Origin of the sequence: Caballeronia sp. LP006 (assembly GCF_031450995.1) — a bacterium.
Taxonomy (GTDB): Bacteria; Pseudomonadota; Gammaproteobacteria; order Burkholderiales; family Burkholderiaceae; genus Caballeronia.
Genome location: NZ_JARTVW010000005.1, coordinates 1,316,186 through 1,328,857 on the forward strand (window position 1 = coordinate 1,316,186; position 12,672 = coordinate 1,328,857).

General features: G+C 62.7%; 13 protein-coding genes. 8 read left to right on the forward strand and 5 right to left on the reverse strand.

The window, feature by feature from the left end:
- Positions 1-35: 35 nt before the first annotated feature.
- Positions 36-1,721 (reverse strand): diguanylate cyclase, encoded by a 1,686-nt coding sequence (locus P9250_RS22795; protein WP_244827443.1) that lies wholly within the window; start codon positions 1,719-1,721, stop codon positions 36-38.
- A 721-nt stretch (positions 1,722-2,442) separates the two neighbouring features.
- Between P9250_RS22795 and P9250_RS22800 the strand changes: the two genes are divergently transcribed.
- Complete coding sequence (locus tag P9250_RS22800) at positions 2,443-4,194, forward strand: ABC transporter permease subunit (protein ID WP_244827444.1); 1,752 nt, start codon at positions 2,443-2,445, stop codon at positions 4,192-4,194.
- Positions 4,195-4,206: 12 nt separating this feature from the next.
- Positions 4,207-5,586 carry a nitrate/sulfonate/bicarbonate ABC transporter ATP-binding protein gene (locus tag P9250_RS22805; RefSeq protein WP_310395327.1) on the forward strand — a complete coding sequence of 460 codons (1,380 nt, stop codon included), beginning with the start codon at positions 4,207-4,209 and terminating at the stop codon, positions 5,584-5,586.
- A 314-nt stretch (positions 5,587-5,900) separates the two neighbouring features.
- Here P9250_RS22805 and P9250_RS22810 read toward each other — a convergent pair whose 3' ends face one another.
- The 3 genes from P9250_RS22810 to P9250_RS22820 all read right to left on the reverse strand — a co-directional run bounded on the left by P9250_RS22810 (position 5,901) and on the right by P9250_RS22820 (position 8,310).
- On the reverse strand, positions 5,901-6,425 hold the full coding sequence (locus P9250_RS22810; RefSeq protein ID WP_250463975.1) for a hypothetical protein: 525 nt from the start codon (positions 6,423-6,425) through the stop codon (positions 5,901-5,903).
- Positions 6,422-6,976 (reverse strand): hypothetical protein, encoded by a 555-nt coding sequence (locus P9250_RS22815; RefSeq protein WP_244827447.1) that lies wholly within the window; start codon positions 6,974-6,976, stop codon positions 6,422-6,424. Before P9250_RS22815 ends, P9250_RS22810 begins: the two co-directional genes overlap by 4 nt.
- A 263-nt stretch (positions 6,977-7,239) precedes the next feature.
- Positions 7,240-8,310 (reverse strand): sigma-54-dependent Fis family transcriptional regulator, encoded by a 1,071-nt coding sequence (locus P9250_RS22820; RefSeq protein WP_244827448.1) that lies wholly within the window; start codon positions 8,308-8,310, stop codon positions 7,240-7,242.
- Positions 8,311-8,910: 600 nt separating this feature from the next.
- On the opposite strand from P9250_RS22820, the gene P9250_RS22825 reads away from it, so the two are divergent.
- The 5 genes from P9250_RS22825 to P9250_RS22845 all read left to right on the forward strand — a co-directional run bounded on the left by P9250_RS22825 (position 8,911) and on the right by P9250_RS22845 (position 12,192).
- The gene (locus P9250_RS22825; protein ID WP_250525579.1) at positions 8,911-9,264 is read left to right on the forward strand and encodes a hypothetical protein; all 354 of its coding nucleotides are present in this window, start codon (positions 8,911-8,913) and stop codon (positions 9,262-9,264) included.
- Positions 9,265-9,319: 55 nt separating this feature from the next.
- Positions 9,320-9,637, forward strand: coding sequence for a YqjD family protein (locus P9250_RS22830; protein ID WP_250508771.1), 318 nt, complete (start codon positions 9,320-9,322; stop codon positions 9,635-9,637).
- A gap of 84 nt (positions 9,638-9,721) precedes the next feature.
- A complete protein-coding gene (locus P9250_RS22835) occupies positions 9,722-9,958 on the forward strand; it encodes a hypothetical protein (protein WP_244827451.1) in 237 nt (78 codons plus the stop codon).
- 381 nt (positions 9,959-10,339) lie between these two features.
- The gene (locus P9250_RS22840) at positions 10,340-11,746 is read left to right on the forward strand and encodes a sigma-54 dependent transcriptional regulator (protein ID WP_250492040.1); all 1,407 of its coding nucleotides are present in this window, start codon (positions 10,340-10,342) and stop codon (positions 11,744-11,746) included.
- 239 nt (positions 11,747-11,985) lie between these two features.
- Positions 11,986-12,192 (forward strand): hypothetical protein, encoded by a 207-nt coding sequence (locus P9250_RS22845; protein WP_244827453.1) that lies wholly within the window; start codon positions 11,986-11,988, stop codon positions 12,190-12,192.
- A 24-nt stretch (positions 12,193-12,216) separates the two neighbouring features.
- Here the strand turns inward: P9250_RS22845 and P9250_RS22850 are convergent, their stop codons facing one another.
- Positions 12,217-12,399, reverse strand: coding sequence for a hypothetical protein (locus P9250_RS22850; RefSeq protein ID WP_310395333.1), 183 nt, complete (start codon positions 12,397-12,399; stop codon positions 12,217-12,219).
- 2 nt (positions 12,400-12,401) lie between these two features.
- On the opposite strand from P9250_RS22850, the gene P9250_RS22855 reads away from it, so the two are divergent.
- Positions 12,402-12,638, forward strand: coding sequence for a hypothetical protein (locus tag P9250_RS22855; RefSeq protein WP_310395335.1), 237 nt, complete (start codon positions 12,402-12,404; stop codon positions 12,636-12,638).
- Positions 12,639-12,672: the final 34 nt, after the last annotated feature.

The following is a 12,672-nucleotide window of genomic DNA, read 5'->3' on the forward strand; positions in this document are numbered from 1 at the left end:
AGCGCGACGAGATGCCTTCCCAAGCCATGCCGCGCTTACTTGCCCATCAGCGAGTTCTCGGGATAGCGCGCGGGCGGCGGGGGATCGGCCGGGCGCACTTCGCTGCGGTCGCGACCACGCGATTTCGCCTCGTAGAGCGCGAGATCGGCGCGAGAGAGAATCCATTCGAGCGCATCGTCGGCAGCGAGTTCGGTAATCCCGATGCTTACCGACAACACCGCCTCGTCGGGAAGATGCGCGCAATGCTCGTGATGAAAGCGCTTGCGCAGCCGCTCCAGCACGGCCTGCGCGTCCGCCAGCGCGGTCTGCGGCAGCAGGATGCCGAATTCCTCGCCGCCGAGCCGGCCGACTGCATCGCTCGGACGCAACTGCGCGCGGCACACTTCGGCGAAGTGTTCGAGCGCGCGGTCGCCGGACGCGTGTCCGTAACGGTCGTTGATCTGCTTGAAGTGGTCGAGGTCCGCGATGGCGAGCGACAACGGCGTGCCGACCGAGCGCGCGAGTTCCACTTCGTGGCGCAGCGTGTCGAGAAAGTAGCGGCGCGAGAGGGCGCCGGTGAGCGCGTCGTGGCGCGCTTCGGCCGACAAGAGCGTATTGGCCGATTGCAACTGCTCGGCGAGGTCGCGCGTCGCGCGATGCAGACGGCGCTCGCGTGAATACGAGATGGCGATCACGATAGCGAGTGTCACGACGCCGAGCATCGTCAGGAACACCAGCACGCGGTCGCGGCTGTGGTTGCGGCTGATCTCCGGCCAGCTCGTGAGCGGATGGACGATGTGCGCCGACAGCCCCGAATTCAGCCCGGTGCGCTCGTCGTAGAGCGCGGGCACGCTGCTGCCGTTGGTCGCGTAGAAGGTTTCCGCGAGCGTCGGCGCGAGCCAGTGCTCGGCCGCGCGCATCTGATCGCCGACATGCGCGACGCGCAACGGCGGAAAGTCCTCGCGCCGGTAATGTTCGAGCCGCTCGCGCGGCGTCATTTGGGCGACGGGCGCATCGGGCATGGCCTGATACTCGAGCGCGCCGTCGTGCGCCATCACCACGACGCCGTTTTCATCGGTGACGAAGGTGCCGGCCCGCGACACCCAATGCCGCAACCGGTCGATGCTCACCTTGGCGATCACCGCGCCCACGAGGATGCCGTCGTCGTAGATCGGCGCGGCGATGTAGATGCCCGGATCGCCCGAAAGCCGCCCGACGCCGTACATCTCGACGAAGCCGCCGAGCAGCGCCCGCGCGACATAGCCGCGCGCGCTCATCTTGTAGCCGATGAAACTGTTGTCGTCCGCCGAATTGCTCGATGCAATGCAGTAGCCCTGGTCGTTGATGAGCCAGATGGAATCGAGGCCGGAGAAGCCCTGTGCGTCATGGAGGAACCGGTTGACCTTCGCGAGATTGGGACGCGCGGTCCATTCGGCGCGCCGTTCGCTTTCCGAGCCCGCGGGGTTCGAGGCATAATCCCGCGATTGCGCGAGCGCATGCTGCATGAGCTCGACCTGTGCGAGCGTGGCGGGAATGGCGCGCGACATCGCGAGATCGCTTGCGATGACCTGCGCCATGTTGTCGACGATGGATGCCGCCATTTGTCGTTCGGTGCGCACCGTGCCCGTCATTTCCTGCTGTACCATTCGGTCCGACAGCAAGCCGGCCGCGATCCAGCACGCAAGGCCGAGCAGCGCGAATCCGAGGAGCGCGATCAGTCGGTGCAGGAGGGTCTTGTTCATCGCGTTCTCGGCTACGCTGGCTCACGCCGCGCGCGGATTCAAGCGAGAACAGCCGGGCAGACGGGCGTTCGGCTTCGGGGCGGCGTAGTGCATTGCATCGGCGCTCATTATTGTTAGTGATAGCCACGATTGGACGATGTTTTTCGCCGCCCAGCAAGCGCCTTGTCTCCACAGACGGCGTCTACCCAACACAGGGTAAGCACGGGCGGTTCGGTTCTTGCGTTATGTGTTGCCTTCGTCGCTGCTCAAACGCACTCCCGGCGTGGTTTTGGTCGGCCTGCTCCTCGGCTTGGGGCAGAGGTTAAGTCAAAAGAAAGCCAGACCATTCAGAATGCGGATGCGACGGCGACCAAGCGTTTATTTTGCCTCCGTGGCGCCGAAGAGCAAATAGAAACATCACACGAATGACGTGCCTGAGCGCCGAAAGATTGTGACTGTCACGAAACTTGGTGTAGTGTCGCTCGGTTCCGCACAGCCGGTACGCACTGGTTAAAGAGTGACGGCTTCCTGACGTTATCCATTTGCTGGTTTTCTGTGTCGTCTGTCAGCTTTTGGACGGGCAGATACGTTGAGCATGCGGGTAGCGCGACGGATTCCACGAGAGTCGACGATCAGGCAGTCATCGATCACGAAGGCGTCTTGCCCGCGCGACGGCTTGCCGTCATGAGCACTATCCCGCGCCTTGCGCGGTTGGAACAAAGCCTTACGGGGAGGGCGTTGCATGGAATTTGGTTTCAATCTGAACCGCACGGCGAACGCGTCGGTATGGCGGATCTTGCCCAATCGCTGGGACTTCGTCGCGTTCCCGATGATCATCTGCATCATCGCGCTTGCCGCTGTCGGTTTCCACGAGACGCTCGCGCCTATTTCCACCCTGCAGACGCAGGCGATCTCGCTCGACCCCGGCAATCTCCCCGAATACGCGCTGCGCACGACCTTGCGCATGCTGCTCGCCATGGTCGCCTCGCTCATCTTCACGCTGGTTTATGGCACGCTCGCGGCGAAGAGCCGGCGCGCGTCGGTCGTGCTGGTGCCGGTGCTCGACATCCTGCAATCGGTGCCGGTGCTCGGCTACATCTCGTTTACCGTCACGTTCTTTCTCGCGCTTTTTCCCGGACGCGTGATCGGCGCGGAGTGTGCCGCGATTTTCGCCATCTTCACGAGCCAGGCGTGGAACATGACCTTCAGCTTCTACCAGTCGCTGCGCACGGTGCCGCGCGATCTGGATGAGGTCTCGCGCGGCTTTCACCTCACCAACTGGCAGCGCTTCTGGAAGCTCGAAGTGCCGTTCTCCATGCCCGGCCTCATCTGGAACATGATGATGTCGATGTCGGGCGGCTGGTTCTTCGTCGTCGCCTCCGAGGCCATCACGGTGGGCAACCGGAGCATCGTGCTGCCGGGCATCGGCGCGTATCTGGCCGCGGCGATCGGCGAGCGCAATCTCTCCGCGATCGGTTGGGTGATTCTGGCGATGACCGTCGTTATCCTTGCCTACGATCAACTGATGTTCCGTCCGCTTGTCGCGTGGGCAGACAAATTCCGCATGGAGAACACGAGCTCGGGCAACGCGCCGGAATCGTGGCTGCTCGATCTGATTCGCCGCACGCGGCTGATCCACCGGTTGCTGGTGCCGGCCGGATGGCTGTTCGCGAAGGCCGCGCGCTTCCCGATTCGTCTGCCGTCGCTGCAAGGCGTGAAGCTGCCGTTGCGCGCCACCGTGCCGTCCACGCGCACCGGCGATATCGCCTGGGGCGCGGCGGTGCTGCTCGTCACGGCGTTCGTCACGTGGAAGGTGGTCTCGTTCGTGTCGACGGGCGTCGGCTGGAGCGATGTCGGTCACGTGTTCGTGCTCGGCTTCATCACGCTGATTCGCGTGGTCGTGCTGATCGGCATTGCGTCGGTGGTGTGGGTGCCGGTCGGCGTGCTGATCGGGTTGCGCCCCGCGCTCGCCGAGAAGATGCAGCCCGTCGCGCAGTTTCTCGCGGCGTTTCCGGCGAACCTGCTGTTTCCGGTGTTCGTCGTCGCCATCGTGCGCTGGCATCTGAACCCGGATATCTGGCTTTCGCCGTTGATCGTGCTCGGAACGCAGTGGTATATCCTCTTCAACGTGATTGCCGGGGCATCGGCGTATCCGAACGATTACCGCGAGGCCGCGGCCAACTTTCAGATTCGCGGTTGGCAATGGTGGAAAAAGGCCATGCTGCCAGGCATCTTCCCGTACTACATCACCGGCGCGATCACGGCATCGGGCGGCGCGTGGAACGCGAGCATCGTCGCGGAGGCGGTGTCGTGGGGCAAGACGAGCGTCGTCGCGCACGGGCTCGGCGCGTATATCGCGCAGACCACTGCGGATGGCGACTATCCGAAGATCATCCTGGGCATTGCCGTGATGTCGCTTTTCGTCACGCTGTTCAACCGATTGTTGTGGCGCCCGCTGTACGCCTACGCCGAAGCAAGACTTCGACTGGATTGAGGACGAGTTCCGATGCAGAACACCAAGAACACGCAAAACCCCAACACGCCGGGCGCATCGCGCACGACGGGCACGCCGGCGCCCAGCGTGCCCGGCACGCCGCCGCGCCTGGGCGCGGAAATCCTGCGCGTGCAGAACGTGAGCCGCGGATTCAACAAGACCCAGGGCGAACTGCTCGTGCTCGACGACGCCAACCTCTCGCTGCGCGAAGGCGAGATAGTCGGTCTGCTCGGACGATCGGGCTCGGGTAAATCGACGCTGTTGCGCATCATCGCCGGACTGATCGAGCCGACTGCCGGCGACGTCACTTATCTGAACGAGCCCTTGCGCGGACCGGCGAAGGGCGTCGCGATGGTGTTCCAGACGTTCGCGCTGTTCCCGTGGCTGACCGTCATGCAAAACGTGGAAGCGGGTCTGGAAGCGCAGGGCGTGGCGGCGCGCGAGCGGCGCGAACGGGCGTTGGCGGCCATCGACCTGATCGGGCTGGACGGTTTCGAGAATGCCTATCCGCGCGAATTGTCGGGCGGCATGCGGCAGCGCGTGGGTTTTGCGCGCGCGCTCGTCGTCGATCCGACCTTGCTGCTCATGGACGAGCCATTTTCCGCGCTCGACGTGCTGACCGCCGAGAACTTGCGTACCGACTTGCTCGACTTGTGGACGCAAGGGCGCATGCCGATCAAGTCGGTGCTGATCGTCACGCACAACATCGAGGAAGCGGTGTTCATGTGCGACCGCATTCTGGTGCTGTCGTCGAATCCGGGCCGCGTGATGGCCGAGATCAAGGTGCCGTTCAAGCATCCGCGCAATCGTCTGGACCCGGCGTTCCGGCGTCTCGTCGACGACATTTACGCGAAGATGACCGCGCGGCAACTGGATGAATCGAAGAAGAAGGGACTCGAGCTCGGAAGCTGGCTGCCGTCGGTGTCGACCAATCTGATGGCGGGTCTCATCGAAACGCTCGCGGCGGAGCCGTATCACGGTCGCGCGGACATGCCGGAAATCGCGCGCACGCTGCATCTCGAGGTCGATGAACTCTTTCCGGTGGCCGAAGTGCTGCAGCATCTCGGTTTCGCCGACGTGCGCGAAGGCGATATTTTCCTGACGCCGCAGGCGCGCGTGTTTGCCGAATTCGGCACGCAGGAGCGCAAGATGATGTTCGCCGAGCATCTGCTGCGGCACGTGCCGCTGGCGGCGCGGATCAGGAAGGTGCTGAACGAGCGGCCGGGGCATCGCGCGCCGCGCGTGCGCTTCGAGCAGGAACTGGAAGACTTCCTCTCCGACAAGGCTGCGCAGGAAACGCTGGATGCGGTCATCGACTGGGGTCGTTATGGCGAGATCTTCTCGTACAACGATCAAACGGAGATGCTGAGTCTGGAAGACGTGGAGGCTTGAGGCGGTGGTTTTTGCGGGAAAGGCGCGGTGACCGGTCAGGACGCCGCGTTTTTCTTTGGGGCTTTGATCATGACGTCGTGCTGGAGGCAAGTGAGAACGCTGAAGGTCGAGGCAAGGAGAAGCGAGTACTCGTCACGCCGTTTTCGAAAGTAGCAGGCGCACGGCAACGGTCAACGAACGGCGCGGCAGGCTCGCACTGCACTGGCCCGCCAACATCAAGCCATCGCCAGAATGGAAGCCAACAAAAAAGCGCGGACTCGCCGCGCTTCTTGTTCGAAGCCTCTAAGCAAAAAAGCGGTTCGGCTGTCTCCCGCCTACTGTAGATTTCCCCACCGCTCGACCGCCGGTTCCGCCGAAGCCCACTTCCATCCCTCGGTTTGCTGACACGCCGTCGCGATGAACCAGTCTTCATGCGAACTCGGATCGTCGCCATCCGCCACGGAGAACGCGAATTCCTTGCAGCTCGCAAGCGCGCTCTTGACCTCGCGCAGCACTCGCACCTGGCCGTGGCCATTTTCCACCGGCAAGGTGTGCTTGACCTTCCAGGGTCGCGTCTCGCCGATGTCCGACATGCCCGCCGTCACCGCGATGGCAACCTGCTGATCCTGATGCAGAGACTTCGTCACGCGTTTCACGACTTCGTCGGTCGCGGCCTGCACCGCAATGCCGACGCCCAGGCCGATAGCCGGATTGGTCGTCACCGCGCCCGTCGCCACGCCCGCGAGCGCACCGCTTGCCGCGCCAATCGACGCGCAGCCGCTCATCGCGACGCACGCCGCCGCGAAAGCCGCGATGCAGCCAAGGCGCAGCGCCATGGATACCGCCACGCGCTCCGTCATTGCAGCGAGCCCCAACGCGGCGTCGCCGGTTCGGCCGATGCCCACTTCCACTTGTCGCCGTCGCGGCACACGGATGCCACGTAGAACGCGCTGTCGGCGGCACGGTCTTTGGTCGCGTCGCGATCGACGGAAAAGACGATTTCCTTGCAGTCGAGCGTACCGCTGCTGATCTGGCGGCTCACTGTCACGCGGCCTTTCTCGTCGTCTTCGATAGGCACCGAATGCACCGAGATCCACGGCGCCACCGAGCCGACGTCGAGCGGGCCGGCGACCGACGCGATCTTGTCCTGCGTGTCCGTATGCACGATGCGCTGCGAGTACTGCACGCCCGCGCGCGCCGCCGCCACCGCGCCAAGACCGATACCCGTGGCGACCGCCGCGTTGCTCGTCACCTTGCCCGCGATAGCCGCACCGGCGATACCGGCGCCAGCCGTCGCGCCTTCGCTGTAGAGGGAATTGCAGCCGCTGAGACTCACGCAGGCGATAGCGCCCGACACGATCGCGGCAAGCGCGGCGGCGCGCTTGCCGCGCCATTCAACCCTGATCTGCATGTTGCTGGTTTCCTTCGTCTGCCCAGGCGCCGTGAGCCAGGCTGCGAATCTCCTTGAGGAATCGCCGCCAAAGCCCCGCCACGTAAGAATGCGCGACACGTGCATGTCGCGAGCTTCGCGCATTTTGAAGCATGCTTCTAATTACCGCTTCGAGAAAATTGCAAGAAATTGCAAGCAGCGGGAACGCGTTGCTCAACGCCCCATAAAAAAGGCGAGAACGCTTTCACGCACTCGCCTTTTGTTCGTCCGTGACCAACGGACGCTCAACTTTCGTTGCTGCCGCCGGAAGGGGCTTCGCCTGATTCGGTGTCCTCGTTTTCATAGGCGCCAAGGCGGTTGTAGAGCGTCTTGAGACTCACGCCCAGCGCTTTCGCGGCACGACGCTTGTCGCCGCCGCAATGCTTGAGCGTGCCGAGGATGATCTGCTTCTGCGCATCCGCGAGCGGCGTGCCGACCCAGACGTTCATCGCATCGCCCTGAGTGACGGGCTTCTTCACGCGCGATGCCAGATGCGGATGCGCGATCTCCACCGTCTTCTCCGCGAGAATGAACGCGCGATACACCGTGTTCTTGAGTTCGCGCACGTTGCCCGGCCACGAGTAGGTGCGCAGCACGTCGAGCGCGCGCTTGCTGAAGGCCTTGCTCGTGCCCTCCTGCGCGTTCATTTCGGACAGAAAATGCTGGGCGAGCAGTTCGCGGTCCGAATCGCGTTCGCGCAAAGGCGGCGCGCGCAGCGGAAACACGGCGAGCCGGTACATCAAGTCCTCGCGCAAGCCGTTTTCCTTCACGGCGGCAATCGGATCGCGGTTGGTCGCGGCGATCACTCGAACGTCGGAGCTGATGAGATCGTTGCCGCCGACCCGAAAGAACGTGCCGGTTTCGAGCGCGCGCAAGAGCTTCACCTGCCGCACGGGCGACATCTCCGTCACTTCGTCGAGAAAAAGCGTGCCGCCATTCGCGTGTTCGAAGTAGCCGATACGTCCCGATACCGCGCCCGTGAAACTGCCTTTTTCGTGACCGAAGAGTTCCGCTTCGATGAGGTTGTCGGGAATCGCGCCGCAATTCACGGCAATGAACGGTGCGTCCTTGCGCGCGCTTTTATCGTGTATGGTGCGCGCGACGAGCTCCTTGCCGGTGCCCGACTCGCCGATGATGAGCGCGGTCGCATCGGTGCCGGCGACGCGTTCGATCTGCGTGTACAACTCCTGCATCACGGGTGATGAGCCGTACAGCAGTCCGTACGATCTCAAGCCCGGCACTTCCCCCGCATTGCGCTTTTTCTGCGCGGCTGTATCGCCGACGGCGATGGGCGGGTCCAGATCGGTTGTCGCCATGTGTGCTGATATGTCCTGAGTTCTGCCAATATGGTTGAGCGGATGGCGGCCAGGCATCGGTCAAGCGTGGTGGCGCATGTCGATGCGCGAGAGCGGCGCCAAGCATGCAAACCGGCCGCGTTAGCTGAGTTTCGGCTCGATGCCGCCAGTTTCGGGCGTTTCCTGGCAGCAACACGTCGCTTGGTTTGACGGCAAGCAAGCTCGCGATCCATTCGTACGATCGCTCGTCAGGCGGGTCGATGTTTTCCGTAGACGGACAAGTCCATCTCATAAACGCTATTTAACCATTCGCAACGACTTTGCGGCAACGTGCGGCGTTCGGCATCGCCCAATTTGTCTGATTGGCACATGTGCGTCGCGTGACTTCCGGCAAGGTTCTCGCTTCGCTCGGGGAATTTACACGTCCACAGCGTAATACTTACCCGGTTTCGTGATGGCTTGCGCGGACCACTTCGGGCAAAACATTTCCTGGACGCCGTCACAGATGGCTGGCATGAAAGCTGCAAGGACGGAGTTATCCTTATTCGAACAAGCTCGCAACAAGCGGTCGGTGTGCATCGCAACTGCGAGCGGACGGCAGCGAGAGAGGTAACACGCATCATGGACGATACGCTCGACTTCGACACCGCCACGCGCGACGGCACTATGGTCGGCAACTTCGGTGGCAACGCCAGCAAGCCCGTGCGGCCGACGCGCGGCGGACAGGAACTCGCGGTGCGCGAGCCGATCGACATTTACCATTGGGCTCTGGTCGCGCTGGTGACCGCGCTCATGTGTGCCGTGCTCGGTTACGCGGCGGGCACACCTGCGCTCTCGCGTGCGGCGAACGTCACGAGCGCCGTGTTCGGCATGCTTGGCGTCGCGTTGATGGCCGGCGGCGTCCTGCGCAATCTGCGCATGCGTTTCACGATGCACGGTGTGGCCAAGGCGCTCGCGGGCGCTGAAACGCATTGAGATACGCAAAGCTTCAGACTTCACCCCCACATTTCTAAAGCAAGGACCTGATTTCATGACTGAGACGACTGTCCAGCTTGCGTTGGGCAAGCAGAAAATTATCGAAGACATCAAGGTGCTGCTCAACGACTCGGAAGAGTTGTTGCGGCTCTCGGCGTCGCTGCCGGGCGAGGGCGTCGATGCCTTGCGCACGCGCCTTCGCGATCACGTCGATTCGGCGCGCTCCGCGCTCGAAGACGCTCAAGCAAGCGCGCAGACGCGTTACAAGACCAGCGTCGAGTGCACCGAAAAATATGTGCGCGAAAATCCGTGGCAATCGCTGGGTATCGCGGCGGGCGCGGGCTTTCTCATCGGGCTTCTGGTTGTCCGCTGATCGAAGCGCGCTGAGTAGTCAAGAGCGCGCATCGGCGAAATCAAGGCACAAACAGCGATTTAGATAACCAAGGGAGAAAACGAGATGGCACGTCCTTCAATCGGAATTTTCGGGGCGCTGTTCGCGGTGGGCAGCGTGCTTGCATGGAAATGGGCGCAATCGCGCGATGCCGCCACACGTCGCACGGCCCGCGATCTGCACCGTTGGGAAGACGAGGGCGGCAAGGTGCTGACGCCGTCGAGTCGCTTGCCCGCGCCGCATGAGGTGAATGGTCACGGCGTAGGCGGCACGGCAGACGCCTGGAATTTCCCGCGAAGCTGACGCGCAGTAGTCCACAACCGTCGTTCCGTTGCGAGCGACGGAGTACTGCTGGAAGGCGCTTTCATCACCGCCGCGCTCGAACGAACTCCACGCACGCCCGACCGGCGTGCGTTTTTATGTCGATAAACCTTTATAATCAACGAATATCCGCCATAAGTTGCCTAAATGGAAAAACTTACGGCTGACAGACCCAAGCGTACAGCGCATCGGAAATTATTCTATTTCTCGCGCTTTTTGCGTCATGCACTTCAAGCTCGAGCCACAACGGGCGCATGACCGAAAGCCGCACCGGCCCGGGCAGTCCACCGTGTCATCGCCCGGAGAAGACCACGCCGCACCTGGCGTGTGACCCTGAAAACGCTTTGGAAATATCGAGACGCAATGCCACATGTATTGATTGTCGATGACGATCCCAGTACCCGCGAGGCGCTAGCCGCGATCATCGGCGAAGACGGACTGACGACAGCCACGGCAGGCGACTTGCGCGAGGCGCGCATCCAGCTCGTGCGGCAGACGCCGGACGTCGTGTTTACCGACCTCAAGCTGCCCGACGGCACCGGCGTCGATCTGTTCGAGGATCTGGACCCGCGCTCGGGCGTCGAGTTCATCGTCATTACCGGCCATGCGACCGTCGAGTCCGCGGTCAGCGCACTCAAGATGGGTGCGGCGGATTATCTGGTCAAACCCATCAACATGCAGCGCGTGAAGGCGATCCTTTCGCGCCTGCCGCGCGCCGGCGACCTGAAAGCGGAAATCGGCACCTTGCGTGGCGAGTTGCGCCGCATGGGCCGCTTCGGGCTGATGCTCGGCAATTCGCCGGCCATGCAAACGGTCTACGATCAGATCGGCCGCGTGGCACCGACGGCAGCGTCCGTGCTGTTGATCGGCGAGTCCGGCACCGGCAAGGAAGTCGCCGCGCAGACGCTGCACGAGCTGAGCCTGCGACGCAAGCACGCGTTCATCGCGGTGAATTGCGGCGCCATTTCGCCGAACCTGATCGAATCCGAAATGTTCGGCCATGAACGCGGCTCGTTCACGGGCGCGGACCGGCAGCACAAGGGTTATTTCGAGCGCGCGAACGGCGGCACGCTGTTCCTCGACGAAATCACCGAGATGCCTATCGAGCTTCAAGTGAAGCTGTTGCGCGTGCTCGAAACCGGCATGTTCATGCGCGTCGGGACCACGAAGGAACTCGAAACGGACGTGCGCCTGATTGCCGCGACCAATCGCGATCCCGAGCAGGCTGTGCTCGAAGGCAAACTGCGGCTCGACCTGTATCACCGCCTGAACGTGTTTCCGATCAACCTGCCGCCGCTGCGCGAACGTGGCACGGACGTCGAATTGCTCGGGCAGGCGTTCCTCGACGAACTCAACTCGCGTTACAACACAAAGAAGGTGTTTCCCGCCGCCGTGCGTGAAATGCTCGCGTCCTACAACTGGCCCGGCAACGTGCGCGAGTTGAAGAACTACGTGCAGCGCGCGTACATCATGTCGGGTACGGATTCGGATAGCACGGCCACCGTGCCGCTGCAGATTTCACTGTCGCGTCCTTCGGCGGGCACGGCCGTGACGATTCCCTTCGGCACGTCGCTCGCGCAGGCTGATCGGCAACTCATTCTCGCTACGCTCGAACAATGCGGCGGCGTGAAGACGCGGGCGGCGGAAATTCTCGGCATCAGCCTGAAGACGTTGTATAACCGGCTCGTCGAATACGGCGAGGATTCCGCTGGCAAGGCAGCCGTCGGAGAAGGCGGAGACCTTTCTGACGCGGATAGCGAAAATACCTGAACGTCGCTTATCTTTAGACAAAACATTGCCCGCTGCTTGCAAAAGCGCGGGCTTTTTTATTTGTCGCATGCGGATTCAGCGCCGATAATGAAGCGGAGTCCTGGCGTGAGGTAGGCGTAAATTGGAAGAAACAAGGGCATAGGCCTTGCTGACCGCTGACTGCCATCCACGCGCGGGAAACCGCAGGAAAAGGAGCGTGGATGCGGCGATTACGATCACAAGACCGCAAGGAGCCTGACATGCCCGATTTCGCATCCGATAGCGCTCGAATCAGCGCGCAGACGCCCCAGCCGCCGGACCCGCCCGTGACGCCGCCCGATCAGCCGCCGCCTACGCCGATTCCGCCCGACACGAATCCCGATCCGACTCGCGAGCCGCCCGAACAACCGATGCAGCCCATTGGCGACCCGCCGCCCGGACCGAACGAAGCGCCGCACGTGCAATAAGGGAATTGGCGAACTTTCGACCATTCACTGAATCTGTGCAGGCTTTGAATAAGTTTCCATCTCGAAGGTAGGGATTACAACGTAGCCAGCAACAATGACCGGCGCTGCAATCAGTGTCCGGTCGATTTTTCTAGCAAAGATGCATTGCGACAAGATCGGTCCGACGCCGCCGACGTCATTTTCGACGGCCTTCTTCTCTGGAGGCATTGATGAGGCATCCCGCACTCCGACGCTCCGCGCGTCACTCTTTCAAGCGCGAAGCACGCGCCGAGGCGGCTAAAACCGCTGGTGGCGAAGCCGCGCCGGCACCGCCGATCGAACACGATCCCGCCAGCCAGAACCGCCCCGCACCTGACGCTCCGCCCGACGGCGAGCACAATCAGGGCGGCGTGCGCCGCGAGGGAATCGATTATCAGCGCGACCTGGGTTCGGAGCAGGATTCCTGATTTCACCGCCTTTGTTTCCTTCGACGAAAGAGCA